Raw genomic sequence first — 24,324 nt, 5'->3', positions numbered from 1 at the left:
AATTGATAAAAATTGGCGGTTTTCTGCGATTTTGCGGGTGCGAACAGATGGCGTTCGCACCCGCATCAAATATCAGTGCCGGAAGTGGCGCATACCGGTGAAGACCATGGCGAGGCCCGCTTCGTCCGCCGCCGCGATGACTTCGTCGTCGCGGATCGATCCGCCCGGCTGGATCACCGCCGTGGCGCCCGCTTCCACCGCCGCCAGCAGCCCGTCGGCGAAGGGGAAAAAGGCGTCCGAAGCGACCGCCGAGCCGATGGTGCGGGGCGTGGACCAACCGGCCTTTTCGGCGGCGTCCTTCGCCTTCCACGCGGCGATGCGCGCGGATTCCAGGCGGTTCATCTGGCCTGCGCCGACGCCGGCGGTGCTGCCGTCCTTGGCATAGACGATAGCGTTGGACTTCACATGTTTGGCGACTGTCCAGGCGAACAGGCAGTCCTTGAGTTCCTGTTCGGTCGGTGCGCGCTTGGTCACTTGCCTGAGCGCATCGCGCGTCACCTGGCCATTGTCGCGGCTCTGGACCAGCAGGCCGCCCGCTATGCTCTTGATCTGCAAGCCGGATCGCGTGGGATCGGGCAGGTCGCCGGTCAGCAGCAGGCGCAGATTCTTCTTCTTGGCGAAGATAGCCTTGGCGTCGTCATCGGCGTCGGGCGCGGCGACGACTTCGGTGAAGATGCCGCTGATGGCTTCGGCGGTCGGGCCGTCGAGCGGGCGGTTGACCGCGATGATGCCGCCGAAGGCCGATACGCTGTCGCAGGCGAGCGCGGCTTCATAGGCTTCGATCAGCGTCGCGCCGGTCGCCACGCCGCAGGGATTGGCATGCTTGACGATGACGACGGTCGGCGGGCCGTCGCGAAATTCGCTGACCAGTTCCAGCGCGGCGTCGGCGTCGTTATAATTATTGTAGCTGAGTTCCTTGCCCTGGATCTGGCGCGCCTGGGCGATGCCGTTGGCCGACGGGCCGGTGGGCAGATAGAGCGCGGCCGACTGGTGCGGGTTTTCGCCGTAGCGCAGCGTAGTGGACAGGCGGCTCGCCACCGCCAGCGTTTCGGGGAAGGCGACGCCCTGGTCGGCGAAGGCGAACCAGCTGGCGATCATCGAATCATAGGCAGCGGTGGCGGCATAGGCTTTGGCTGCGAGCATCCGGCGGAAGTCGTAGCTGGTCGCGCCATCCTTCTGCTCCATTTCCTCGATCAGGCGCGCATAGTCGGCCGGATCGGTAACGATCGCGACGCTTTCATGATTCTTGGCGGCGGAGCGGACCATGGACGGGCCGCCGATATCGATATTCTCGATGATCTCCTCGCGCTCGGCGCCTTTGGCGACGGTGGCGGCGAAGGGATAGAGGTTCACCACCACCAGGTCGATCGCGCCGATCGCATGTTCGTCCATCGATGCGACATGCTCCGGGTTGCCCCGCACGGCGAGCAGCCCGCCATGAACCTTGGGGTGCAGCGTCTTGACGCGGCCGTCCATCATTTCGGGGAAGCCGGTGAGGTCGGAAATATCCTTGACCGCCAGGCCCGCGTCCCGCAGCGCCTTGGCCGTGCCGCCGGTCGACACCAGTTCGACGCCATGCTTGCCCAGCGCCTGGCTCAGTTCGATGAGCCCGGACTTGTCGGACACGGACAGGAGGGCGCGTTTGATGGGATAGTCGGTCATGAGGCGCAGGGCTTTCTCTGGCAAAGGGCGGGACGGCTTTGCGCCGGTCCCTTAAGGGTAGATGACGGAAAAATACAGCCCCGGCCGCGATGGGGTGGGGAGGGGGCTTTGGTCTGGACCCTTGCTCCACCGTCGCCTTGCGCTATGGCGCTGAACGTCGGTATCGGGAGCAGCCATGGGTCGCCTTGTCAGCATCGTCCGGGGCGCGGGGGTCGCGCTGCTGTTTCTGGTCGTCGCGCTGTGCCTGGCGATCACGATCGCTCCGCCCTTTCTGGACCGTATCTATTATCAGGGACCGGTCAGCCGTCATTATGACGGCGCGCATTTCTTTAATCCCGATGGCGCGATCGATACGCCCGCGCCGCCGGGCGCCAGCCGCACCGGGTTCATTGCCCGCTGGCTGCTCGGCAATGACGACCGGCCGCCCTGGCCGCTGGCGATCGCGGTCAAGCCTGCGCGCCCCGCGCCCTTCGCCGCGCCGCGCGGCATGGTGGCGACCTGGGTCGGCCATGCGACGGTGCTGGTGCAGGCGGCGGGGCTGAACATCCTGACCGATCCGATCTGGTCGGACTATGCCAGTCCTCTGCCGCCGCTTGGCCCCAAGCGGGTCGCGCAGCCGGGCATCGCGTTCGACGATTTGCCCAAGATCGACCTGATCGTGCTGAGCCACAATCATTATGATCATATGGACCTGCCGACGTTGAAGCGGCTGTGGGATCGGGACCGGCCACGGATCGTCACGAGCCTGGGCAATGACGCGATCCTGAAGGCGAACGGCATTCCGGCGACGGCGCTGGATTGGGGCCAGTCGGTCAGCGGCGCGGCGCTGAGCGGGCTGGCGCCCAATGCGGTGATCCAGTGCGGCAATTACGAACATTGCCCCGACTATCGCGTCCATGTGACGCGCAACCATCATTGGGGCAGCCGATGGGGCACGGACCGCAACCGGGCGCTCTGGTCGAGCTTCCTGATCGAGACGCGGGCGGGCAATGTGTTTTTCGCCGGGGATACCGGGGCGGGTGACATGGGATGGCCCTATGAAGCGGCGCGCTTCGGCCCGATCCGGCTGGCGCTGATCCCGATCGGCGCGTTCCGTTTCTGGAAGGGGCAGATGGCGTCGGACGCGCATATCGGCCCGGGTCAGGCGGTGGAGATATTCAAGCGGCTGGGCGCATCGACCGCGATCCCGATCCATTGGGGCACGTTCCGCCTGTCCTACGAACAATGGGACACGCCGCCCAAGATGCTGGACCTCTATCTGCGGTGCGAGGGGATAGAGCGCAAACGCTTTGCGCCGCTGCGGATCGGCCAGTCGATGCAGGTGCCGACGGTCAGTCCGGTGCCGGTGGGCACCAAGCAATGCGATGAGCGGGCGATCCGGGCGCTGGAATAGGGGTTTTGTGGCGGGACTGGGTTCCCGGCCGCCGCGGAAACACAGTTATGGCTTGGGACAATCGCCGGTTCGCTTGCCGGTGACGTCATGGGTCGTGCGCAGGACCACCTTGCCGCCTTCGGTTTTCGTCATGGTCGTGCCCAGCGTCATCGTGTCGGCGGTATAATTGCCTTCCACCACGATCTCCGACGTGCCCGCGCCCGCGGTGCAGGACAGGGTGGCGATCAACCGACCCTTGCGCACCATCTTGTCCTTGTAGGTGCAGGCCGTGCCTTCCTTGCCCGCCAGCGCGTCGGCGGAGGGGACGCCCAGCGGATCGACGGCGATGCACAGCCTCTCCTCGCCGATCTGCTTGAGCGCGGCCTGATATTCGGCCGGGGTCACGGTGGGCGTGTTGTAGCCGGTGGTCTTGCGGATGATCGTCCATTGCCCGGCCTGCATCACCACCGGAGCCTCTTCCGCCTGTGGTGCGGGGGTCGGATCGCCGCCGCAAGCGCCAAGGCCCAGGGTCAGCCCCAGCGGCACCGCCGCCAGCCATGTCTTTCGCATATCCTCATCCCCAATTGTGTCGGGTTCTGTTCTCTGAGCGGAACAGGCCAAGGCTCTACCTGCGATCGGCAAAGCGCAAGCAGAAATGATGGGGGAGGGGGGAGTCATCGGACGTCATGGCGCGCAATCAGCGGACATAAGCTGTTCGTGGATATCGAACCGCTTTACCATGGAACGTCTAAGCGGCCCTACCAAATCATCGTCACATGGTATGTCGATGGTAGAAAATTCTTCAAAGAATTCCCGAACGAAGCGAAAGGCGTCCAAAATGGCAAAAGATAAGCTCGACATTCTGGGGCCGCTCTTCAACGAGATCGGCGTAGAACTGGTTGATATCGTTGGCGGCGATCCCAATGGAATTTTTCTTTATGTGGAGATCGGCGACAGATGGATTAGCCCCAACGTCTTTAAGGAGGAAGGCCACCAAGTCAGAAATCTCGATGGTAGCAGATTGCTTTCCGATCTTCTCTGGGAGGCCTGGTATGCCGAATTGGAGGAAGGCGGCATCAAGCGTTGGTCGATCATGGAATATGAGATCAAGGACGGGAAGTTCGACGTCAGCTTCCGTTATCCCGACGAGGTGGATGTCGAAGCGATCGATGACGAACGCCGCCAGACCGCCCTGCGCGCGCGTTTCGGTGACAAGCCGGTAGTCTATCCGCCGCCGCCCAAGACCGCGTTCGAACTGAAGCCCTGATCCCGATTGCGCCTGCGCGCAAAGATCCCATATTCCTTCAATGTCGATTCAGATCCGCACCACGCTCGATGAACCGGAAACCGGTGCAGGCTTCGTGCCGCATCGCCCGGCCCGCCCCGAAAAGAGCGAGGGGAGGCGGCCGTTTACGCTGGTCAGCGACTACGAACCGTCGGGCGACCAGCGCACCGCGATCCCCGAATTGGTTGAACAGGCGCTGGCCGGGGAGCGGGACCAGGTGCTGCTGGGCGTCACCGGATCGGGCAAGACCTTCACCATGGCCAAGGTGATCGAGGCGTTGCAGCGCCCCGCACTGATCCTCGCGCCCAACAAGATATTGGCGGCGCAGCTCTATGGAGAGTTCAAGAGCTTCTTTCCCGACAATGCGGTCGAATATTTCGTCAGCTATTATGACTATTATCAGCCCGAAGCCTATGTCGCGCGGTCGGACACCTATATCGAGAAGGAGTCCAGCGTAAACGAGAGCATCGACCGGATGCGCCATTCGGCCACCCGCGCGCTGCTGGAGCGGGACGATTGCATCATCGTCGCGTCGGTTTCCTGCCTCTATGGCATCGGGTCGGTCGAAACCTATTCGGCCATGACCTTTACGATGAAGAAGGGCGGGATCGAGGACCAGCGGGAGATCATCCGCAAGCTGGTGGCGCTGCAGTATAAGCGCAACGATGCGGGCTTTGCGCGCGGCAATTTTCGGGTGAAGGGCGACAATCTGGAGATTTTCCCGTCGCATTATGAGGACACCGCCTGGCGCGTCAGTTTCTTCGGCAACGAGATCGAGGAGATTGTCGAGTTCGATCCGCTGACGGGCAAGAAGATCGCCTCGCTCGACTATGTGAAAGTCTTTCCCAACAGCCACCATGTCACCCCCGGCCCGACGCTGAAGCAGGCGATGGAGGCGATCCGTTTTGAACTCGCCGAGCGGCTGAAGGAACTGGTGGCGGAAGGCAAGCTGCTGGAGGCGCAGCGGCTGGAGCAGCGCACCCATTTCGACCTGGAGATGATCGCGGCGACCGGCAGTTGCGCAGGGATCGAGAATTATTCGCGCTTCCTGACCGGTCGCCTGCCTGGCGAACCGCCGCCGACCCTGTTCGAATATCTGCCCGAAAATGCGTTGCTGTTCGTGGATGAAAGCCATCAGACCGTGCCGCAGATCGGCGCGATGGCGCGGGGCGACCATCGCCGCAAGATCACGCTGGCCGAATATGGATTTCGTCTGCCCAGCTGTATCGACAACCGCCCGCTGCGTTTCAACGAATGGGACGCGATGCGGCCGCAGACGGTCAGCGTGTCGGCGACGCCCGGCCCGTGGGAGATGGAGCAGACCGGCGGCGTGTTCAGCGAACAGGTCATCCGCCCCACCGGCCTGATCGATCCGCCGGTCGAGATCAAGCCGGTCGAGGACCAGGTGGACGACCTGATCAACGAATGCCGCAAAGTCGCGGCGCAGGGCCATCGCACGCTCGTCACCACGCTGACCAAGCGGATGGCCGAAGACCTGACCGAGTTCATGCATGAGGCGGGGATCAAGGTTCGCTACATGCACAGCGACGTCGAGACGCTGGAGCGGATCGAGCTGATCCGCGATCTGCGGCTGGGCGTCTATGACGTGCTGATCGGCATCAACCTGCTGCGCGAGGGGCTGGATATCCCAGAATGCGGGCTGGTGGCGATATTGGATGCGGACAAGGAAGGGTTCCTGCGGTCCGAAACCTCGCTGATCCAGACGATCGGCCGTGCCGCGCGGAACGTGGAGGGGCGCGTGATCCTCTATGCCGACCGGATCACCGGGTCGATGGAGCGGGCGCTCAACGAAACCGGGCGGCGGCGCGAGAAGCAGGAAGCCTATAATCTGGAGCACGGCATCACGCCGACCACGATCAAGCGCAATATCGGCGATATCATCGCCCATGTGTCCAGCAAGGATCAGGTGACGGTCGATACAGGGCTGGACGATCGCCCGCACATGGTCGGCCATAATCTGCGCGCCTATATCGAGGATCTGGAAAAGAAGATGCGCACCGCGGCCGCAGACCTGGAGTTCGAGGAAGCCGGGCGGATTCGCGACGAAATCCGCAAGTTGGAGGCGGAAGAATTGGGGCTGCCGGTAGAGCAGCAGGTCGCGGCGCCGCGCGGGCGAGCGACCGAGGGGAAGCCGGGGACGCGGAAGCTGCGATATGGGAAGGTGCAGAAGAAGTTTGGGCGGTGAGGTTCATTTGGACAGGCGACTGTCCAAATGGCGTCCGTAGAACGGTGTAACTGAGGGGTATAAACGTCGATTCAAATCTCGCCGATGATGCGGCAGATTAGATTGTCGTCGTATAGGAATATCCTCATGATCCGCTCTTTCGCCGATTCCGAAACCGAGAGAGTCTGGCTTGGCCAGCGGAGTCGCAAGCTGCCGCCGGACATTCAGCAGACGGCGCGGCGGAAGTTGCGGCAGGTCCATCGGACGCTTAAGCTCCATGATCTGCGCATTCCGAGCGGGAATCGTTTTGAGCAGTTGAAAGGCTTTACGCCTTCACGATATAGTCTGCGGATCAACGACCAGTGGCGCATTACGTTCGGCTGGTCAGACGGAGGCGCGGAGAATGTCCGGATCGAGGACTATCACAGAGGATGACGACCGGTTGGACAATGTCCATCCCGGCTCGATCCTGCGCGAGGATTTCCTGATCGGCAGCGATATTCCCACCGAAGACGTCGTCCAGGGCGCGGGTATCGCGCGTGATCGGCTGGAAGCCATTCTGGCGGAAACTGCCCCGATCGACGCCAATATCGACCTTCGGATGGCTCGCTATTTCGGTGTGAGCGAGGGTTTTTTTCTTGGCCTTCAGATCGACTATGACCTGGAGGAAGAGCGGCGCACCCATGGCGATGACCTGGACCGCATCGCGCGTCGCGCCGCCTGACCGCTTATCCCTTGTACAGCGCGTCCAGCCGATCCGCGTACCGCTTGCGGATCACATGTCGCCTGATCTTCATCGAGGGGGTCATTTCCTCATTCTCGATCGCGAAGGGTTCGTCGGCCAAGATGAAGCGGCGGACGCGTTCCAGTACCGACAGGTCGGCGTTCACGCGGTCCACCGCCGCGCGTAGCGCCGCCATATAGGCGGGGTTTGCCGCGATGCCGTCCACCGCTACACTTTGCGCCGTCGCCCATTCGCGGGTCCATTCGGCGTCTGGCACGATCAGGCCGACCAGATAGGGGCGGCGGTCGCCATGGACCATCGCCTGGCCGATCTCGCTTTGCAGCGTCAGCATCCCTTCGACCTTTTGCGGGGAGACATTGTCGCCTTTGTCGTTGACGATCAGATCCTTTTTGCGGTCGGTGATGCGGATGCGGCCCCTGTCGTCGATTTCACCGATGTCGCCGGTGTGGAGCCAGCCGTCCTTGAGCGCCTTTTCGGTTTCCGCCGGGTTGCGCCAATAGCCGTGCATGACCAGTTCGCCGCGCACGAGGATTTCGCCATCCTCGGCAATGCGCACCTCCACCCCGTCGAGCGGCGGGCCGACCGTGTCCATGGCGATGCCCGCGGCGGGGCGGTTGCAACTGACGACCGGCCCGGCTTCGGTCTGGCCGTAACCCTGCAGCAGGGTCAGCCCCATGGCATGGAAAAAGAGACCGACATCGGGGTTGAGCGGCGCGCCGCCCGATACGAGCGCCTTCATCCGACCGCCGAAACGCGCGCGAATCTTGGGGATGAGGGTGCGCGAGAGGAGCAGCTTCATCGGCAGGTCGAGAACCGATGCCTTGCCCGCCTGCTCCTTGGCCGCAATGCGCAGCGCCTGGTTCAGCAGATAGGTCGGGAATTTGCCCTGTTTTTCGATCGACTTGATGATGCGGGTGCGCAGCACTTCGAACAGGCGGGGGACGACGACCATGATCGTCGGGCGGGCTTCTTCGATATTGCTGGCGAGCTTTTCCAGTCCTTCGGCATAATAGATCTGCCCGCCCAGCAGCATGGGCAGGAACTGGCCGCCGCTATGTTCATAAGCATGGGAGAGCGGCAGGAAGGACAGGAAGACCTCGTCGTCCCAGCCGAAATCCTCCGCCACTACCTTGCCCGCGCCCTCCGCATTGGCGAGGATCGCGCCATGATGCTGCATCACGCCGCGCGGGCTGCCGCCGGTGCCGCTGGTGTAGATGATGCAGGCCTGGTCGTTGCGGGTCGCGGTCTGCGCGGCGGCGAGACTGTCCACATCGGCCGGATGGGCGGCGATCAGGTCGCTCCACAGGCGGCAGGTGGACGTGCCCTGCGCGCCACGCAGCGGTTCCATGCCGATGACGAAGCCGACCTGCGAGCGGACCACGGCGGGCATCAACGCCTGGGCCAGCTTGGCGGTCGACACGATGACCGCGCGGGCGCCGCTGTCGGTCAGGATATGCTGGTGATCGCGCGTGGTGTTGGTAGTGTAGGTCGGCACGGTGATGCCGCCCGCCGCCATGATGGCGAGATCGGCGACGCAAAATTCGGGGCGATTTTCGCTGACCAGCATGACCGGGTCGCCGGGCTTCAACCCTTCCGCCTTCAACGCGGCGGCGAGGGACGCGACCTGGCGGGCGATCTGCGTCCAGCTCTGGCTATGCCATGCGCCGTCGCTCTTGTGCCAGAGGAAAGGCGCATCGCCCTTCTCGGCCGCGCGGGCGAAGAACATGGTGACGAGGTTGGGGAATTTCTCGATGGCCCTCAAGGCTCGGCTCCTGCTGCTTCGACGCATCTGCCGCGCGCCTGATGGTCCTGCGGCTATAACGTCGCAATGCCGTAACGGCCATGGGGTTTGTCGGGTTTCTTCAGTCGAACAGCCCGTTCTGCACGTCCTGCGGCGGATTGAGGCCCAGATGCTTCCAGCCCGGGCCGTTGAGGCAACGCCCGCGGGCGGTGCGGGCGATCAGGCCCAGCTGGATCAGATAGGGTTCGACCACTTCCTCGATCGTGTCGCGCGCTTCGGATAGCCCGGCTGCGAGCGTTTCGACGCCGACCGGGCCGCCGCGATAAATGTCGGCGATCATCATCAGGTAACGCCGGTCCATGAGGTCCAGGCCAAGATGATCGACCTCCAGCCGCATGAGCGCCGCGTCGGCGACCTTGCGATCGACGGTGGGCGCGCCCGCGACATGGGCGAAGTCGCGCACCCGGCGCAGCAGGCGGCCGGCGATGCGCGGGGTGCCGCGTGACCGGCGGGCGATCTCCACCGCGCCATCCGGCGTGATGGAAAGGTCGAGTAGGCGGGCGGCGCGGCGCACCACCAGTTCCAGCTCGTCCACCGTATAGAATTGCAATCGGACCGGAATGCCGAAGCGGTCGCGCAGCGGCGTGGTGAGCAACCCCTGCCGGGTGGTCGCGCCGACCAAGGTGAAGCGGGGCAGGTCGATGCGGACCGAGCGGGCGGATGGCCCTTCGCCGATCATCAGGTCGAGCGCGCGATCCTCCATCGCGGGATAGAGGACTTCCTCGACCGCTGGGGCGAGGCGATGGATTTCGTCCACGAACAGGACGTCGCCTTCGTCCAGATTGGTGAGCAGCGCGGCCAGGTCGCCCGACTTGGCGATGACCGGGCCGGATGTGGCGCGAAAGCCCACGCCCATTTCCTTGGCGACGATCTGCGCGAGCGTGGTCTTGCCAAGGCCGGGCGGGCCGAAGAAGAGGACGTGGTCGAGCGCGTCGCCGCGCGATTTCGCCGCCTGGATGAAGATGCGCAGATTTTCGCGCGCGGCCTGCTGGCCGACAAATTCGTCGAGGGATTTGGGACGCAGCGCGGCATCGACATCCTCGGGACGACGAGCGGGGGTGAGGAGGCGATCGTCGTCGGTCATTGAGAAACCCCGTCATGCTGAACTTGTTTCAGCATCCATTGGGCGGCTGGGTTAGAGTGAGCGGCGGCAAGCCAAGATTGGCTGCCAGATCGGCCCAATGCGGGTTGTCGGATTCGATCAGGTTGATTTTCCATTGGCGACGCCAGCGTTTGAGTTGCTTCTCGCGCGCAATCGCCTGCTCCATCATGTCGCAAGGTTCGTAGCGGACGAGACGATGGACGCCATATTGGCGTGTGAAGCCGGGTATCGCATCGCTGCGATGCTGCATCAGTCGGCCGACGAGGTTGGACGTCACGCCGATATAGAGTGTGCCATAAGGTTGACTGGCTAGGATATAGACGCAGGGTTCCTTCATCTCGGCAACCTTTTGGAGCAAGTCGCATGATGGATGCTGAAACGAGTTCAGCATGACGGATGGGTGAAAATATCACTTCGCCGCCTTTCGCAGCGCGAGGCGGACCAGTGCGTCGAGGCTGGCATTGTCGCCCAGTTCTTCTTCGGCCGCGGCGACGGCGACGCTGGCCTCATGCGGTTTGAAGCCCAGATTCTGGAGCGCGGAGAGGGCGTCGGCGGCGAAACTGCCGGTCGGCAGCGCCGCCATGCCGCCCACGCCGATCGGGCTGCCAGCAGGCGCCGTGCCGATCTTGTCCTTCAATTCATTGACGATGCGCTGGGCCAGTTTGGGGCCGACACCGTTGGCGCGCGCGATCATCGCCTTGTCGCCCATGGCGACGGCGCGGTGCAGTTCGAGCGGTTCCAGCGCCGACAGGATCGCCAGCGCGACGCGTGACCCCACGCCCTGGACATGGGTGAGCAGTCGATACCAGTCGCGCTCCTCGGCCCGGGCGAAGCCGACCAGGCGGATCGAATCGGCCGCCACCAGCATTTCGGTATGGATCGTCACCGCTTCGCCCACTGGCCCCAGTGCGGCGAGCGTGCGGGACGACGCGCCGACCAGATAGCCCACGCCGCCCACGTCGATGATGGCGTGATCGATGCCGGTGCTGTCCAGCAAGCCCTTGAGTTTCGCGATCATCTGTCCGGCCCTTTGGCGTCCTGCCCTTTGGTCATGATCTGTTCTTTACAGGGTCGGGCGCGGCGCGCCAGTCAAAAGCGCGGCACCTTTTGCCGTCCCAAGCGTAGTGCAGCGCGACTTTCCCCTCTCAAGGACGTGCTTGATGCTGATGACCGCCCCGATGCTTTCCCCCAAGGATTTCGAATATCCCGCGATCATGCTGTCGGGCGTGGTCGATCATGGCATGTATCTGCATTTCAAGAAATGCCTGTCCACCGCGCCGCAACAGGGGCTGGTCGTGGTGGAATTGTCCACGCTGGGCGGCGACCCGGAGATTGCGCGGCTGATGGGCGAAGACATCCGCTTTCATTCGGACCTCTATCCCGAGCGGCGGCTGGTGTTCATGGGACGCACGGCGGTCTATTCGGCGGGGGCGACCTTCATGAGCTTCTTCGCGACCGAGAATCGTTACCTGACGCGCGGCACGCGGTTGATGATCCACGAGCGGGTGATCACCAAGAAGATCAACTTGGCCGGGCCGCTGTCCACCTGCATCGCGACGTTGAAGGCGACGCTCAACGAGATCGAATCGTCGATCGCGATCCAGAATGAAGGGTTTGCCAATTTGATCCTGGGGTCGGACGTAACGATGGACGAACTGCTGCAAAAGGCGCCGGAAAACTGGTATCTGGAAGCCAATGAGGCGCAGGCGCGCGGATTGATCGCGGCCGTGCTGTAACAGGCTTGCGCGGCGCGGGCTTTGCGCCTTTGATGCAGGCGATGCGGTCCTCGTCCTCCCCCATATTCCCCTGGCGTTATGGCATGTTCCTGCTGCTGTTGGGGCTGGCGGCGCCATTGGCGCTGCTATTGCCCTGGCATGAGGCGGTGATGGCGGGGTTCGACGTGGCGGCGCTGGCCTTCATGGTGTCGGTCGTGCCGCTGATCGATGCCGCGCCTGCGACGATGCGCAGGAATGCGGCGGCGAACGACGCCAATCGCGGGTTTATGTTGCTGCTGACCGGGATCGTGAGTTTGGTGATCCTGGTCGCGGTCGGCGTGGCGGTGGGGCAGCATAATGGTCCGGACGCTGCCACCGTCGCGTTGCTGCTGGGCACGCTGATCATCGCCTGGCTGTTTTCCAACCTCGTCTATGCCATGCATTATGCCCATATCTTCTATCTGGGCGACAAGACGGGCAAGGACCGGGGCGGACTGGATTTCCCGGAAGAGGACGAGCCGGGCTATTGGGACTTCCTCTATTTCGCCTTTACGCTGGGGATGACGTTCCAGACGTCGGACGTATCGGTGACGGCGACGGAGATGCGCCGGACGGTGCTGTTCCAATGTTTGGCGGCGTTTCTGTTCAACCTTGGCATATTGGCCTTCACCATCAACGTGCTGGGCGGGGGTTAGGCCGTGTCAGCCATGTTCCCAGCCCAGCCGGTCGGGCAGCGGGAGAACAGCGCCGTCGATCATCAGGGTGAGGCCCGATCCCGGTGCGACATGGCCGACGGGGATCGCGCGGACGGGCGGGGTGATGCCGCGTGGCAGGGTGAAGAGCAGTTCATAATCGTCGCCCGCACGCGCGGCTGCAATCTGGATCGCGGTACTGGCGCCGCGCACTTGTTCCAGCGCGGGAGAGAGCGGAATATGGTCGATGGTGATGGCGACGCCGCTGGCGTGGCCCATGCGCGATGCGTCGATCAGCAGGCCGTCCGATACGTCCATCATTGCGGTCGCCTGGGGCGCGAGCAGGGCGCCTTCGGCCAGGCGCGGGCGCGGGCGGCGATAGGCCTCGACCAGTGGGCCGGTCGCCAGCGGATCTGCGCGGGCGAGGTCGAGGCCGATGCCCGCATCGCCCACCGGGCCGGTAAGGTAAAGGCGGTCGCCCGGTTGTGCCCCGGCGCGGGTGGGCACCGGGCCGGTCGCTTCGCCGATCGCGGTCAGGCTGTAGCTGCGCGCCGATCCGGCGGGCATTTTCACCGTGTCGCCGCCCAGCAGCGGCATGGCGTGGCGGTCGAGCGCGTCGCCCAGCCCCGCGACGAAGGCTTCGTCCCATGCGTCATCGCCCGACAGGGCGTAGTTGAGCAGGCAGCCGACCGGGCGCGCGCCCTTGGCCGCCAGGTCCGACAGGTTCACCGCCGCCAGTTTCCAGCCGACATCCTGCGGCGGATCGGTAGGGAGATAATGGACGCCCTCCACCATCGTGTCGCTGGTAAGGATCAGGCGGGTGTCGCCGATGGGCAGGATGGCGACATCGTCGCTTAGTCCCTGCGCAGCGGGATCGTTCGCCAGCAGGCGCAGCAGGGTTAAAAAGCGGGATTCGGCGGACATGAAGGATGCCTAACGCATCCACGTGCTCCTGCGAAGGCAGGAGCCCAGTTCGAACCATGGGCCTGGGCTCCTGCCTTCGCAGGAGCACGCTGCTTTCCATATGCAGGGTGATGCCAAAAGGCTTGCTTTCCAGCGAAGGATCGTGAGCCGGTCATCGGCGGGACTGGACCCCGGCCTTCGCCGGGGAACAGCCCTGCGAGATATTACTTCCGCACGTCCTTCGATACGCCGTCGAGCAGGCCGTTGACGAAGCCCGCCTCGCGCTTGTCGTAGAAGGCGTGGGCGACATCGACATATTCGCTGATGACGGTGCCGGTGCCGACATCGGCGCGGGCGAGTAGTTCATAGGCGCCCGCGCGCAAAATCTGGCGCATCGGCTTGTCGAGGCGGTCGAGGCTCCAGCCGCTGGACAGGCGCGCGGCGATTAGCGCGTCGATCTCGTCGCGGCGCTTGTCCACGCCGGTGACGACATCGTCGAAAAAGGCTTCTTCGGCGGGGACATAGGTCACGTCCTCGATCGTGGCACCCAGGCGGTGCTGGTGAAATTCATGCAGCAGAACTTGGATGGGCGTGCCCTCCATTTCGAGCTGATACAGCGCCTGGACCGCGGCGAGGCGCGCGGCGGAGCGGGATTTGGAGCGGTCGTTCATAGGGTGCCCCCTACTCCGTTCGGTTCGAGCTTGTCGAGAACCATGCGCGATGTTCTCGACACGCTCGAACCGAACGGATGTCGAGTCAAGATAATCGCAGCGCCACGGACGCAGCGTGGGCAGGCAAGCCCTCCGCCCGCGCCAGCGCGACGGCGGCGGGGCCGATCGCGCGAAGAGCGGCGTCGTCCAGGCTAAGGAAGCTGGTGCGCTTCATGAAGTCGAGCACAGAAAGGCCCGAAGAAAAGCGCGCGCGGCGGCCGGTGGGCAGGACGTGATTCGGCCCGGCGACATAATCGCCCACCGCTTCGGGCGTCATGCGGCCCAGGAATACCGACCCGGCATGGCGGACCTGCGCGAAATAGCGATCGGGATCGTCCACGGCGAGTTCGAGATGCTCAGGCGCTAGTCGATCGACCAACGGCATGGCTTCATCGAGGTCGCGGACCAGGATGATCGCGCCATTGGCGTCCCAACTGGTGCGGGCGACGGCGCTGGTGGAGAGCGCCGGGATCTGGCGATCGACAGCTTGCGCGACCGCGTCGGCGAAGGCCGCATCGTCGGTGAAGAGGATCGACTGGCTGGTCGGGTCATGTTCCGACTGGCTGAGCAGGTCGGCGGCGGTCCATTCCGGGTCGTTCCTGCCGTCCGCGACGACGACGATTTCCGATGGCCCCGCGACCATGTCGATGCCGACCACGCCATAAAGTTGCCGCTTGGCTTCGGCGACCCAGGCGTTGCCCGGACCGGTGATGACGTCCACCGGTCTGATCCGGTCCGTGCCATAGGCGAGCGCGGCGACGGCCTGCGCGCCGCCGACGCGCCAGATTTCCTCGATCCCTGCGATCTGCGCGGCGGCGAGGACGAGCGGGTTGATCTCGCCGCCCGGCGTCGGCGTCACCATGGCGATGCGGCGGACGCCTGCGACCTTGGCGGGGATGACGTTCATCAGCAGCGAACTGGGATAGGCGGCGCGGCCACCGGGCACATAAAGGCCGGCGGCGTCCACCGCGCTCCAACGGGCGCCGAGGCGGACGCCAGCGCTGTCCACGCCGTCGCTATCCTGCGGGCGCTGCTTTTCGTGATAGCTGGTGATGCGCGCGGCGGCGAGTTCGAGCGCGTCGCGCAGTTCGGTGGAGAGGCCGTCCAGCGCTGCGCGCGTTTCCGCAGGCGTCACCGCCCAGCCGCTGACGTTCAGGTCGTGGCGGTCGAAACGCTGGGTATAGTCGGCCAGCGCCGCGTCGCCCCCGGCGCGCACGGCTTTCAGGATGGCGGTGACATCGCGCGAGACATCTTCGTCGGCTTCACGGCGATCGTTGACCAGCGTCGTGAAGGCGGCCGCGAAACCGGCGTCGGTGGTGGAGAGGCGGAAGGTCATAATATGGTATCCCCCCTCCCTTTCAGGGAGGGGCCGGGGGTGGGTGGCGAGCGAAGCGAGCCCAATGCCATCTCGATAGGACAGACGCTCCCTTCGGTCGCGACCCACCCCAACCCCTCCCTTGAAAGGGAGGGGCTATTTCTTTTTTACGCCGCATTTCTCACCCCCACGGCGGCGCGGAACGCCTCCACCAGCGGCGACAATTCGGCCGAGCGCATCTTGTAGGCGGCGCGGTTGACGATCAGGCGGGCGCTGACAGCCATGATGATGTCGGTTTCAACCAGGCCATTGGCTTTGAGCGTCGCGCCCGACGACACGAGATCGACGATGCGGCGCGACAGGCCAAGCGAGGGGGCCAGTTCCATCGCGCCGTTCAATTTTACGCATTCGGCCTGCAACCCGCGCGCTTCATAATAGCGGCGGGTGAGGTGCGGATATTTGGTCGCGACGCGGACATGGCTCATCGCCGCCTGATCCTCGTCCCCGGCATCGACCGGTTCGGCGACCGACAAGCGGCAATGGCCGATGTTAAGGTCCACCGGCGCGTAGAGTTCGGAATAGCTGAACTCCTCCACCACGTCGGAGCCGACGATGCCGATCTGCGCCGCGCCATGGGCGACGAAGGTGGCGACGTCGAAGGCGCGTACGCGAATGATCGACACGTCGGGGCGGTTGGTGGCGAAGCGCAGCGCCCGGCTTTTCTTGTCGTGAAATTCCGCCTCCGGTTCGATACCGGCTTTGGCGAGCAGGGGCAGCGCTTCATCGAGGATGCGGCCCTTGGGGATGGCGAAGGTGAGCGGGCGAGTCATGACGCGCGGGCCTTACGCGCGGGGGCGCGAAAGGGCAAGGTTGTGGGGGGACTGCGCATGTTGCTTAGCCAATGTTTGCGAGGTGGCGAAACTTGGCATATTCGCCATTGGATCGCATAACGGAGAGCAAAAGTGGATGAGGCCATTATCGGGCCTGTCGTCGGATTAGCCCTTTCAACAATTACTGGGTGGCAACTGCTTGACGGTTTCCGAAGCGGTACAATGGAAGCCCCATATTGGGGATTTGCCTTTTCTGGTCGCAGAAAGGATCAGCCGTTCCGTTTTTGGATGCTCGCGCTGCTGCTGGCCTTCTGGATGCTTTGCGGGATTCTTTTGTGCATGGGAATATTGTTTTTCCCGAATGGTATCGCAGCATAAGTTTCATCAATCTCGTCATCCCGGCGAAAGCCGGGATCCCGCTTCTTCTGTTGTGCACCAAGAAAAGCGGGATGCCGGGTCAAGCCCGGCATGACGGGGTGATTGAGGTTACGCCGCTTCCGCCATTGCCGCCTGCGTGCTGGCGATCCAGCCGCCGCCCAGGACGCGCTCGCCCGCGTAGAGGACGGCTGCCTGTCCCGGTGCGACGCCATATTCGGGCGCATCGAAGAGCAGCCGGTCGCCGTCGAGGCGCGCGGGGACGGGCTTGGCCATCGATCGCACTTTGGCGGTCAGCGGGCCGGTGAAGTCGCCGCCCAGCCAGTTGATGTCGCTCAGCAGCGCGCCCGACACGGCCAGCGCCGCCTTCGGTCCCACGATCACCCGCTTGGCCGGTGCGTCCAGCCGCACGACATAGAGCGGGTCGGGCTGGCCGCCGATGTCCAGCCCCTTGCGCTGGCCGACGGTGAAGTGGATCATCCCCTTGTGCCGCCCCAGCACCCGGCCGTCGATATGGACGATGTCGCCGCCTTCGTCCGCATCGGGGCGCAGTTTCCGCACGATCTTGGCATAATCGCCGTCCGGCACGAAGCAGATGTCCTGGCTGTCGGGCTTGAGCGCGACCGACAGGCCCAGTTCCGCTGCGATTTCACGTACCATAGGCTTGGGCAGGCCGCCCAGCGGGAAGCGCAGATAATCGAGCTGCGCCTGGGTGGTGGCGAAGAGGAAATAGCTCTGGTCGCGGGCGGGGTCGGCGGCGCGATGCAGTTCCGCGTCAGCCATGCCTTCGACCCGCTGCACATAATGGCCGGTGGCGAGGCAGTCGGCGCCCAGGTCGCGGGCGATCTGGAACAGGTCGGTGAACTTCACGCCCATATTGCACTTCACGCAGGGGATGGGCGTACGACCGGCCATATATTCATCAGCGAAGTCGGCGATCACCGATTCGCGGAAAGCGGTTTCATAGTCGAAGACATAATGGGCGATGCCGATGCGGTCGGCGACCGCGCGCGCGTCGCGGATATCCTGCCCCGCGCAACAGCTGCCGGTGCGGCCGACCGCCGCGCCATGATCGTAAAGCTGGAGCGTGACGCCGATGACTTCGGCGCCGGTCCTGGCGGCGAGCGCGGCGACGACGCTGCTATCCACGCCGCCGGACATGGCGACGACGATGCGCCGCGCGTCGAGCGGCTGGGGAAGCTGAAACTGGGGCTGCATGGACGCGCCTATAATGCAGCGGCGGGCGTGGTGCAAAAGTTAACGAAAGGTAGCGCTGCTTTGCCCATAATCGGGACGGATCGACGTGAAAGGGGGATCGGACGAGTCATGAAAGCGGCATCGAGTTTACGGACCCTTATCCATTGATCCGTAAACAGGGGTCATGGATCTGAGTTTCCTTCGGGGTGGCGGGCTGAAGCCTGGCTCCCCCAGACCCTTCAACCGGCCGCGCGTGCCGGCTTGGCCATTCCTGCGGGCTGCGACAGCGGCGGCGCAGGCGGCCAGTCCGACCGCGCAGGCGGTGGCGGGCGTCCTGCGGGGGCAGGGCGGAAGCGACGACTGGATCCAGGAACTGGCGTGCGTTTTTGCGCCACGTTCCGGCGGCAAGATCGAAGCCGTGCGTCTCGCGGGAAGTTTCCACCCGTTGATCGCGAGCCGTTTAGCCAGGGGGCAGGAATGATGAAGGTGGTGTTTACCGTGGGGCTTTAGCCGTTCTTCAGGGCTGACGCAGATAAAGGGTTTCACTGCTGAATTCGGTAACGCCAGTGCCGCACTTTGAGGGTAAGAATGATCGAGAACCAGAAAATCAGGCCCGCCCAGGTCGTAGGGCCGCTCGGAGAGCCGCTGACGCTGGATAGCCTGCCGCCGGCAGACACCACCCGCTGGGTGGTGCGGCGCAAGGCGGAAGTGGTCGCCGCGGTCAATGGCGGACTGCTGAACGTGGACGAAGCGTGCGCGCGCTATAATCTGACGCTGGAGGAATTTGCCGGCTGGCAGCGGGCGGTCGACCGGTCGGGCATGCACGGCCTGCGCGTGACCCGTATCCAATATTATAAGTCGCTCTATGAGCGACAGCAGAAATATTGATGGCCCTTACATAATTGATGGTTCTGAGGCCGTCTGCATAAGCACCAAAGGGCCGCCGGATACCGATCCGGCGGCCCTTTTGACAGGTACGCCACCGAAATGATGCCCCAAGGGGGCGTTCAAACGGCGCAAAGCCAAGATGGTTTCCAGTCCGGAATCATTTTTTCGCTATGGAACGGGACGCCTTCTCTTCCGTTGAATGCAGCACCCAACCCGCTGGGGGCGTGGTCAAGGAGAGTATTTATGGGCATTATCTTGTGGCTTATCGTCGGCGGTGTCATTGGCTGGCTTGCCAGCATGGTGATGCGGACTGACGCACAGCAGGGCATCCTGCTCAACATCGTCGTCGGCATCGTTGGCGCGTTCATCGGCGGCCTGATCTTCAGTGGCGGCTCGATCAACAATGCGGGCCTGACTCTGTACAGCTTCCTGGTGTCGCTGGTCGGCGCCATCATCCTGCTGGCGATCGTCAACTTGGTCCGTCGCGGGTCGGTACGCTAACCAAAGCGCACCCGCACATCACAAAAAGGGCTGCGCCTCGGCGCGGCCCTTTTTTATGCCGGTTTACCGTCGCCCGGCGAAAAACCGGTAAAGCGCCAGTATGGCAACGGCGCCGATGATGGCGGCGATGAAGCCCGCCCGCTCGCCGGGCGCATAGAGGCCTGCGAGGCGTCCCACAAATCCGGCCAGCAGTGCGCCGGACATGCCCATCAATATGGTGACGATGCACCCGCCCGGATCGCGGCCGGGCATGATCAGCCGCGCGATCGCCCCGGCGAGCAGGCCGACCACGATCCATCCCAATAAATCCATGACATCTTCCCTCCCCGGTTCATTGCGCCACAAGCCGGGTCTTTTGGCAAGTCAATGCGGTGCGACGGGCGCTCCATATCATCATGCCGTCTTTCTGCCCCTTTCCGCCGCGCATTATGGCTTTGCCGCGGTCCGTCGAACCATGATAATGGGGGTTGAGGGCGGTGCTATATTCATATAACACAGTTGCCAATAGGGCAAAGCGCCGGAGACGAGAAGCGGCATGAATTACGAAACCCAGCTGATGGGCGACTCGATGGTCGTCATCGATGATGAAGACCGGCGTCGACGGCGCAAACGGCTGCTGCTGATCGGCGGCGTCGTGGTGGTGCTCGTCGCGGTTGCCGCCTGGATATCAATGCGGGGTGAAAAGGCGGCCGATACGGCGGCGGCGCCCGCGGCGCAGGTGCCCGTCGTCACCGTAACGCGGCCGGGCCAGTCGGTCGTGTCGCGCACCGTCACTGCGACGGGATCGCTCGCCGCGCGTGTCGACATGCCGGTGGGCGTGGTCGGCGAAGGCGGCATGGTCTCGCGCGTTCTGGTGCAGCCGGGCGACTGGGTGCGCGCGGGGCAGTCGCTCGCGATCATCGAACGGTCGGTGCAGGTCGAACAGGTGCGATCGCTCGCCGCGCAGGTGGACGTGGCGCGCGCTGACTCCAAGCTGGCGCAGGCGCAGCTCGATCGCGCCAAGGCGCTGGTGGGGCGTGGTTTCATCAGCGCGGCTGACATTGACCAGCGCACGGCGACTCGCGATGCGGCGCAGGCGCGTGTCGATGTCGCCGCGGCGCAACTGGCCGAACAGCGCGCCCGCACGGGTCGTCTCGATATCCGCGCACCCGCATCCGGCCTGGTGCTGACCCGGACGGTCGAGCCGGGGCAGATCGTCCAGGCGGGCAGCGGCATATTGTTCCGCTTGGCCAAGGATGGCGAAATGGAATTGCAGGCGCAGGTGGCCGAAGGCGATCTGGCGACATTGCGGCCCGGCAATAGCGCGATGGTGACGCCGATCGGCCATCGCGAGCAGTTTGCAGGGCGCGTGTGGCAGGTGTCGCCAGTGGTCGATCCCCAGACGCGCCAGGGCATCGCGCGCATCGCCGTCGCCTATAATCCGGCGATCCGGCCGGGCGGCTTTGCCGCAGCGACCATCACCAGCGGATCGGGCAGCGCCCCGTTGCTGCCCGAATTGGCGGTGCAGAGCGACGCGAAGGGCAGCTATGTCTATGTCATCAACGCCAAGAACCAGGTGGAACGGCGCGCCGTGACGGTGGGGCAGGTGTCGGAGGCCGGGGTGGCGGTGACGAGCGGGATCGACGGCGGGGAAAGCATCGTCACGTCCGCCGGCGCCTTCCTGACGCCGGGGCAGAAGGTGAAGCCGGAATTGTTGAAGAGCCGCTAAGGGATCGGCGCAGCGCGTGGCTGCTCCCCCGGACGGCAGGACAGGCGCCACCAAGCGCCGAACAGGTTGAATAGGGCGCATAGGCTGCGTCCGGCAGAGGTTGGACGGACGCGCCAGCGCGTCCGGTGAGGGAAGCCCGTCATGAATTTTCGCAATATTTCCGCATGGGCCATCCGCAACCCGGTGACGCCGCTGGTGATGTTCGCCGCGCTGATGCTGGCTGGCATGGTCAGCTTCATGCGGATGGACGTCAACAACAATCCCGACATCAGCTTCCCGGCCGTCAGCGTCACCGTCAGCCAGCCGGGCGCTGCGCCCACCGAATTGGAAACCCAGGTCACGCAGCGGATCGAGGCGGCGGTGCGGGGCATCAGCGGCGTCGACGACATCATATCCTTCGCGTCCGAAGGCCAGTCGTTGACCAATGTTCAGTTCCAGATCGGCACGCCGGTCGATCGCGCGGTCAACGACGTCAAGAACGCGGTGGACCAGATCCGCAGCGACCTGCCCGACGGCATATTGGAGCCGCAGGTCACCCGAATCGACATCGACGGTGGCCCGATCGCCTATTTCAGCGCCGAAGCGACCGACATGACGCTGGAGGAACTGTCCTGGTATGTCGACAATACGGTCGCCAAGCGGCTGCTGTCGGTCAGCGGCATGGCGGCGGTCAATCGCGGCGGCGGCGTCAGCCGGGAAATCCGCGTCATCCTGGACCCGGCCAAGCTGCAGGCGTTCGGCATTACTGCGGCGCAGGTCAATGCGCAGCTGCAGCAGGTCAATTTGAACGCGGCGGGCGGCCGTACCGAGATCGCAGGCGCCGAACAGTCGATCCGCGTGCTGGGCAACGCCCGCAACGCCCGCGACCTGGGCGCAACGCAGATCGCGATCAGCGGTGCGCGGACGGTCAAGCTGTCGGACATCGCTGAGGTCCGCGACATGTATGCGGAACAGCGCAGCCTGGGCCTGATGAACGGGCGACAGGTTACCAGCTTCAGCATGGAAAAGGCCAAGGGCGCGTCCGACGTCACCGTTTACGACAATGCGATGAAGGTGCTGGACAAGCTGAAGGCCGAAAATCCCAAGGTCAAGTTCAAGCAGCTTTATACCAGCGTCGAATATACCAAGGAACAATATCATTCGGCGATGGCCGCGATGATCGAGGGCGCCGTGCTGGCGGTCGTCATCGTCTTCCTGTTCCTGCGCGACTGGCGCGCGACGATGATTTCCGCGCTGGCGATCCCGTTGTCGGCGATCCCCGCCTTCTGGTTCATGGATATGATGGGCTTCACGCTCAACACCATCTCGTTGCTGGCGCTCAGTCTGGTCGCAGGCGTGCTGGTCGATGACGCCATCGTCGAGATCGAGAATATCGTGCGGCATATGCGGATGGGCAAATCGGCCTATCAGGCGTCGATCGACGCGGCGGACGAGATCGGCCTGGCGGTGCTGGCGACGACCATGGCGATCGTCGCGGTGTTCCTGCCGGTGGCGTTGATGCCGGGCGTATCGGGCCAGTTCTTCATCCAGTTCGGCATGACGGTCGTCGTGTCCGTATTGATGAGCCTGGCCGTCGCGCGCCTCATCACGCCGATGGTCGCGGCCTATTTCCTCAAAGCCCATGGCGAGGCGAGCCATGGCGAAGGCTGGATGATGGATCGCTACATGGCGGTCCTGCGCTGGTCGCTGGATGAGCGCCGGGCGATCGCTCATCGCGCGCGCGGTGGCTGGCGGCGGTTTACAGCGATCTTCCTGGATCACCGGATGTGGACGGTGGGCTTCGGCTTCCTGGCGTTCGTCGCGACGATCGTCGCGTTCACCACCTTGCCGATGACGTTCCAGCCGACCACCAACACCGATTTCAGCCAGGTCAAGATCGAAACCGTACCGGGCAGCACATTGGCGCAGACTACCGCCATCACGCGCAAGGTCGCCGACATGTTGGCGGCCGACAGCGATGTGGTGGAGGCCGCCTTCGCCGACGTCGAGCCGACATCGGCTGACATCTTCCTGACGCTCAAGAAGGACCGGCCGATCAGTTCGGTCGATTGGGAACGCAAGGTCGCGCCGAAATTCCAGACGATCGCCGACGCCCGCGTGAATTTCCAGTCGCAGTCCGGCGGCGGCTTTGGCCGCGACATCATCCTGATGTTCGGATCGGACGATCCCATCAAGCTGGAGCAGACGGCCAACCAGCTGGTCGCCGAAATGGCCCGCATCCCCGAATTGCGCGCGCCGCGCGTGCAGGGCGACATGCAGCGCCCCGAAATCATCATCAAGCCGCGCCTCGACCTGGCCGCCAGCCTGGGCGTGACGACGGCGGCGCTCAGCCAGTCGATCCGCATCGCGACGATCGGCGATATCGACCAGAATAGCGCGAAATTCTCGCTGTCCGACCGCCAGATCCCGATCCGCGTGTCGATCGCCGAAGAGAGCCGCAAGGATATCGGCACGATCGAAAATATGCCGGTGCCCACGGTTTCGGGCGGATCGGTGCCGCTCAAGGTGGTGGCCGATATCAGCTTCGGCGCGGGACCGACGCAGATCCGCCGCTATAACCAGATCCGCCGCATCGTGGTGGGCGCAGACCTGGCGCCCGGTATCGTCACCAGCCAGGCGAACGCCAAGATCAACGCCCTGCCGCTGATGAAGGCGATCAACGGCGGCACCCTGCAGGGCGTGCAGAAGATCGAGGCGGGCGACAGCAAGTTCCAGGCGGAAATGCTGACCAATTTCGCCATCGCCGTCGCGTCCGGCATCCTGCTGGTGCTGGCGGTGCTGACCCTGCTCTACAAGCGGATCATGCCGCCGTTCGTCAATCTGGGGTCGTTGCTGCTGGCGCCGCTGGGCGGGGCGATAGCCCTGCATATTGCGGGGCAGCCTTTGTCCTTGCCGGTGTTCATCGGGCTGCTGATGCTGCTGGGCATCGTCGCCAAAAACTCGATCCTCGTCATCGACTTCGCGTTGGAGGAGATGGACAAGGGCGTGCCCAAGTTCGATGCGATCGTCGATGCCGGGCACAAGCGCGCCCAGCCGATCGTGATGACCACGGTGGCGATGGTGGCGGGCATGGTGCCCACGGCTCTCGCCCTGTCGGGGGACGGGGCGTGGCGTCAGCCGATGGGCATCACCGTGATCGGCGGCCTCATGCTGTCGACGGTGTTGACGCTGGTGATCGTGCCCGCAACCTTCAGCCTGGCGATCGCGATCGAAAGCTGGGTCGGACCGCGATTGGGCCGGGGACTGCTGACCTACAAGCCGGGCGATGACAAGGATCGGCCGGTGCATCCCCATCCGGCGGAATGATGCGGGTAAAAGCAGGCTTTGCCTGAACGAAA

At 64.2% G+C, this 24,324-nt stretch carries 25 protein-coding genes; 13 read left to right on the top strand and 12 right to left on the bottom strand.

The genetic code is table 11. From position 1 onward, the window contains the following. Positions 1-72 precede the first annotated feature (72 nt). Positions 73-1,662 (bottom strand): bifunctional phosphoribosylaminoimidazolecarboxamide formyltransferase/IMP cyclohydrolase, encoded by a 1,590-nt coding sequence (gene purH / locus U5A89_RS18685; RefSeq protein ID WP_338162517.1) that lies wholly within the window; start codon positions 1,660-1,662, stop codon positions 73-75. 175 nt (positions 1,663-1,837) lie between these two features. On the opposite strand from purH, the gene U5A89_RS18680 reads away from it, so the two are divergent. Beyond that, entirely contained in the window at positions 1,838-3,055 is a 1,218-nt protein-coding gene (locus U5A89_RS18680) for an MBL fold metallo-hydrolase (RefSeq protein WP_338162516.1), read from the top strand. A 45-nt stretch (positions 3,056-3,100) separates the two neighbouring features. On the opposite strand, the gene U5A89_RS18675 is transcribed toward U5A89_RS18680, so the two are convergent. Further along, on the bottom strand, positions 3,101-3,604 hold the full coding sequence (locus U5A89_RS18675) for a DUF3617 domain-containing protein (protein WP_338162515.1): 504 nt from the start codon (positions 3,602-3,604) through the stop codon (positions 3,101-3,103). 268 nt (positions 3,605-3,872) lie between these two features. Here U5A89_RS18675 and U5A89_RS18670 point away from each other — a divergent pair, with 268 nt between their 5' ends. The 4 genes from U5A89_RS18670 to U5A89_RS18655 all read left to right on the top strand — a co-directional run bounded on the left by U5A89_RS18670 (position 3,873) and on the right by U5A89_RS18655 (position 7,228). Beyond that, entirely contained in the window at positions 3,873-4,301 is a 429-nt protein-coding gene (locus U5A89_RS18670) for a hypothetical protein (RefSeq protein WP_338163111.1), read from the top strand. Between the two features lie 40 nt (positions 4,302-4,341). After that, entirely contained in the window at positions 4,342-6,525 is a 2,184-nt protein-coding gene (gene uvrB, locus U5A89_RS18665) for an excinuclease ABC subunit UvrB (RefSeq protein ID WP_338162514.1), read from the top strand. Positions 6,526-6,651: 126 nt separating this feature from the next. After that, positions 6,652-6,939, top strand: coding sequence for a type II toxin-antitoxin system RelE/ParE family toxin (locus tag U5A89_RS18660; RefSeq protein ID WP_338162513.1), 288 nt, complete (start codon positions 6,652-6,654; stop codon positions 6,937-6,939). Continuing rightward, entirely contained in the window at positions 6,908-7,228 is a 321-nt protein-coding gene (locus U5A89_RS18655; RefSeq protein ID WP_338162512.1) for a HigA family addiction module antitoxin, read from the top strand. The genes U5A89_RS18660 and U5A89_RS18655 overlap by 32 nt, the downstream gene beginning before the upstream one ends. Positions 7,229-7,232: 4 nt before the next feature. Here the strand turns inward: U5A89_RS18655 and U5A89_RS18650 are convergent, their stop codons facing one another. The 4 genes from U5A89_RS18650 to ruvA form a co-directional block, all read right to left on the bottom strand. Next, positions 7,233-8,975, bottom strand: a complete 1,743-nt coding sequence (locus U5A89_RS18650; RefSeq protein ID WP_338163110.1) for an AMP-dependent synthetase/ligase — start codon at positions 8,973-8,975, stop codon at positions 7,233-7,235. A 136-nt stretch (positions 8,976-9,111) separates the two neighbouring features. Further along, positions 9,112-10,134, bottom strand: a complete 1,023-nt coding sequence (gene ruvB, locus U5A89_RS18645) for a Holliday junction branch migration DNA helicase RuvB (RefSeq protein ID WP_338162511.1) — start codon at positions 10,132-10,134, stop codon at positions 9,112-9,114. A gap of 28 nt (positions 10,135-10,162) precedes the next feature. Next, positions 10,163-10,489 carry a GIY-YIG nuclease family protein gene (locus U5A89_RS18640; RefSeq protein ID WP_338162510.1) on the bottom strand — a complete coding sequence of 109 codons (327 nt, stop codon included), beginning with the start codon at positions 10,487-10,489 and terminating at the stop codon, positions 10,163-10,165. Positions 10,490-10,561: 72 nt separating this feature from the next. After that, positions 10,562-11,170 carry a Holliday junction branch migration protein RuvA gene (ruvA, locus tag U5A89_RS18635; protein ID WP_338162509.1) on the bottom strand — a complete coding sequence of 203 codons (609 nt, stop codon included), beginning with the start codon at positions 11,168-11,170 and terminating at the stop codon, positions 10,562-10,564. Between the two features lie 142 nt (positions 11,171-11,312). On the opposite strand from ruvA, the gene U5A89_RS18630 reads away from it, so the two are divergent. Together U5A89_RS18630 and U5A89_RS18625 are read left to right on the top strand one after the other, a co-directional pair. Then, complete coding sequence (locus U5A89_RS18630; RefSeq protein WP_338162508.1) at positions 11,313-11,888, top strand: peptidase S14; 576 nt, start codon at positions 11,313-11,315, stop codon at positions 11,886-11,888. 32 nt (positions 11,889-11,920) lie between these two features. Continuing rightward, positions 11,921-12,562, top strand: a complete 642-nt coding sequence (locus tag U5A89_RS18625; RefSeq protein WP_445190670.1) for a DUF1345 domain-containing protein — start codon at positions 11,921-11,923, stop codon at positions 12,560-12,562. 6 nt (positions 12,563-12,568) lie between these two features. On the opposite strand, the gene thiL is transcribed toward U5A89_RS18625, so the two are convergent. The 4 genes from thiL to hisG all read right to left on the bottom strand — a co-directional run bounded on the left by thiL (position 12,569) and on the right by hisG (position 16,317). Continuing rightward, entirely contained in the window at positions 12,569-13,483 is a 915-nt protein-coding gene (gene thiL, locus U5A89_RS18620; RefSeq protein ID WP_338162507.1) for a thiamine-phosphate kinase, read from the bottom strand. A 203-nt stretch (positions 13,484-13,686) separates the two neighbouring features. Further along, on the bottom strand, positions 13,687-14,133 hold the full coding sequence (nusB, locus tag U5A89_RS18615; RefSeq protein ID WP_338162506.1) for a transcription antitermination factor NusB: 447 nt from the start codon (positions 14,131-14,133) through the stop codon (positions 13,687-13,689). Positions 14,134-14,218: 85 nt separating this feature from the next. Further along, positions 14,219-15,508 carry a histidinol dehydrogenase gene (gene hisD, locus U5A89_RS18610; RefSeq protein ID WP_338162505.1) on the bottom strand — a complete coding sequence of 430 codons (1,290 nt, stop codon included), beginning with the start codon at positions 15,506-15,508 and terminating at the stop codon, positions 14,219-14,221. 146 nt (positions 15,509-15,654) lie between these two features. Beyond that, positions 15,655-16,317 (bottom strand): ATP phosphoribosyltransferase, encoded by a 663-nt coding sequence (gene hisG, locus U5A89_RS18605; RefSeq protein ID WP_338162504.1) that lies wholly within the window; start codon positions 16,315-16,317, stop codon positions 15,655-15,657. 132 nt (positions 16,318-16,449) lie between these two features. Between hisG and U5A89_RS18600 the strand changes: the two genes are divergently transcribed. After that, positions 16,450-16,695 (top strand): hypothetical protein, encoded by a 246-nt coding sequence (locus U5A89_RS18600; protein ID WP_338162503.1) that lies wholly within the window; start codon positions 16,450-16,452, stop codon positions 16,693-16,695. Between the two features lie 108 nt (positions 16,696-16,803). Here U5A89_RS18600 and mnmA read toward each other — a convergent pair whose 3' ends face one another. Continuing rightward, positions 16,804-17,910 carry a tRNA 2-thiouridine(34) synthase MnmA gene (gene mnmA, locus U5A89_RS18595; RefSeq protein WP_338162502.1) on the bottom strand — a complete coding sequence of 369 codons (1,107 nt, stop codon included), beginning with the start codon at positions 17,908-17,910 and terminating at the stop codon, positions 16,804-16,806. Between the two features lie 232 nt (positions 17,911-18,142). Here mnmA and U5A89_RS18590 point away from each other — a divergent pair, with 232 nt between their 5' ends. The 3 genes from U5A89_RS18590 (at position 18,143) to U5A89_RS18580 (ending at position 19,278) form a co-directional block, all read left to right on the top strand. Further along, positions 18,143-18,370, top strand: coding sequence for a hypothetical protein (locus U5A89_RS18590; protein WP_338162501.1), 228 nt, complete (start codon positions 18,143-18,145; stop codon positions 18,368-18,370). A 107-nt stretch (positions 18,371-18,477) separates the two neighbouring features. Beyond that, positions 18,478-18,777 carry a CtrA inhibitor SciP gene (gene sciP / locus U5A89_RS18585; RefSeq protein ID WP_338162500.1) on the top strand — a complete coding sequence of 100 codons (300 nt, stop codon included), beginning with the start codon at positions 18,478-18,480 and terminating at the stop codon, positions 18,775-18,777. Between the two features lie 243 nt (positions 18,778-19,020). Further along, complete coding sequence (locus U5A89_RS18580; protein ID WP_088182423.1) at positions 19,021-19,278, top strand: GlsB/YeaQ/YmgE family stress response membrane protein; 258 nt, start codon at positions 19,021-19,023, stop codon at positions 19,276-19,278. 63 nt (positions 19,279-19,341) lie between these two features. Here U5A89_RS18580 and U5A89_RS18575 read toward each other — a convergent pair whose 3' ends face one another. Continuing rightward, complete coding sequence (locus U5A89_RS18575) at positions 19,342-19,590, bottom strand: GlsB/YeaQ/YmgE family stress response membrane protein (RefSeq protein WP_338162499.1); 249 nt, start codon at positions 19,588-19,590, stop codon at positions 19,342-19,344. A gap of 223 nt (positions 19,591-19,813) precedes the next feature. Between U5A89_RS18575 and U5A89_RS18570 the strand changes: the two genes are divergently transcribed. Together U5A89_RS18570 and U5A89_RS18565 are read left to right on the top strand one after the other, a co-directional pair. Beyond that, positions 19,814-20,986 carry an efflux RND transporter periplasmic adaptor subunit gene (locus tag U5A89_RS18570; RefSeq protein WP_338162498.1) on the top strand — a complete coding sequence of 391 codons (1,173 nt, stop codon included), beginning with the start codon at positions 19,814-19,816 and terminating at the stop codon, positions 20,984-20,986. A 141-nt stretch (positions 20,987-21,127) separates the two neighbouring features. Beyond that, a complete protein-coding gene (locus tag U5A89_RS18565; protein WP_338162497.1) occupies positions 21,128-24,292 on the top strand; it encodes an efflux RND transporter permease subunit in 3,165 nt (1,054 codons plus the stop codon). Positions 24,293-24,324: the final 32 nt, after the last annotated feature.

Source organism: Sphingobium sp. HWE2-09 (assembly GCF_035989265.1).
Taxonomy (GTDB): domain Bacteria; phylum Pseudomonadota; class Alphaproteobacteria; order Sphingomonadales; family Sphingomonadaceae; genus Sphingobium.
The sequence above is the reverse complement of the archived record's forward strand: the minus strand, read 5'-3'. Positions and strand labels throughout refer to the sequence as shown.

Bases quoted from the DNA above. Each gene is read 5' to 3' on its own strand.
- purH (WP_338162517.1), bottom strand. From the start codon at position 1,662: ATGACCGACTATCCCATCAAACGCGCCCTCCTGTCCGTGTCCGACAAG.
- U5A89_RS18680 (WP_338162516.1), top strand. From the start codon at position 1,838: ATGGGTCGCCTTGTCAGCATCGTCCGGGGCGCGGGGGTCGCGCTGCTG.
- U5A89_RS18675 (WP_338162515.1), bottom strand. From the start codon at position 3,604: ATGCGAAAGACATGGCTGGCGGCGGTGCCGCTGGGGCTGACCCTGGGC.
- U5A89_RS18670 (WP_338163111.1), top strand. From the start codon at position 3,873: ATGGCAAAAGATAAGCTCGACATTCTGGGGCCGCTCTTCAACGAGATC.
- uvrB (WP_338162514.1), top strand. From the start codon at position 4,342: ATGTCGATTCAGATCCGCACCACGCTCGATGAACCGGAAACCGGTGCA.
- U5A89_RS18660 (WP_338162513.1), top strand. From the start codon at position 6,652: ATGATCCGCTCTTTCGCCGATTCCGAAACCGAGAGAGTCTGGCTTGGC.
- U5A89_RS18655 (WP_338162512.1), top strand. From the start codon at position 6,908: ATGTCCGGATCGAGGACTATCACAGAGGATGACGACCGGTTGGACAAT.
- U5A89_RS18650 (WP_338163110.1), bottom strand. From the start codon at position 8,975: ATGTTCTTCGCCCGCGCGGCCGAGAAGGGCGATGCGCCTTTCCTCTGG.
- ruvB (WP_338162511.1), bottom strand. From the start codon at position 10,134: ATGACCGACGACGATCGCCTCCTCACCCCCGCTCGTCGTCCCGAGGAT.
- U5A89_RS18640 (WP_338162510.1), bottom strand. From the start codon at position 10,489: ATGAAGGAACCCTGCGTCTATATCCTAGCCAGTCAACCTTATGGCACA.
- ruvA (WP_338162509.1), bottom strand. From the start codon at position 11,170: ATGATCGCGAAACTCAAGGGCTTGCTGGACAGCACCGGCATCGATCAC.
- U5A89_RS18630 (WP_338162508.1), top strand. From the start codon at position 11,313: ATGCTGATGACCGCCCCGATGCTTTCCCCCAAGGATTTCGAATATCCC.
- U5A89_RS18625 (WP_445190670.1), top strand. From the start codon at position 11,921: ATGCAGGCGATGCGGTCCTCGTCCTCCCCCATATTCCCCTGGCGTTAT.
- thiL (WP_338162507.1), bottom strand. From the start codon at position 13,483: ATGTCCGCCGAATCCCGCTTTTTAACCCTGCTGCGCCTGCTGGCGAAC.
- nusB (WP_338162506.1), bottom strand. From the start codon at position 14,133: ATGAACGACCGCTCCAAATCCCGCTCCGCCGCGCGCCTCGCCGCGGTC.
- hisD (WP_338162505.1), bottom strand. From the start codon at position 15,508: ATGACCTTCCGCCTCTCCACCACCGACGCCGGTTTCGCGGCCGCCTTC.
- hisG (WP_338162504.1), bottom strand. From the start codon at position 16,317: ATGACTCGCCCGCTCACCTTCGCCATCCCCAAGGGCCGCATCCTCGAT.
- mnmA (WP_338162502.1), bottom strand. From the start codon at position 17,910: ATGCAGCCCCAGTTTCAGCTTCCCCAGCCGCTCGACGCGCGGCGCATC.
- sciP (WP_338162500.1), top strand. From the start codon at position 18,478: ATGATCGAGAACCAGAAAATCAGGCCCGCCCAGGTCGTAGGGCCGCTC.
- U5A89_RS18580 (WP_088182423.1), top strand. From the start codon at position 19,021: ATGGGCATTATCTTGTGGCTTATCGTCGGCGGTGTCATTGGCTGGCTT.
- U5A89_RS18575 (WP_338162499.1), bottom strand. From the start codon at position 19,590: ATGGATTTATTGGGATGGATCGTGGTCGGCCTGCTCGCCGGGGCGATC.
- U5A89_RS18570 (WP_338162498.1), top strand. From the start codon at position 19,814: ATGAATTACGAAACCCAGCTGATGGGCGACTCGATGGTCGTCATCGAT.
- U5A89_RS18565 (WP_338162497.1), top strand. From the start codon at position 21,128: ATGAATTTTCGCAATATTTCCGCATGGGCCATCCGCAACCCGGTGACG.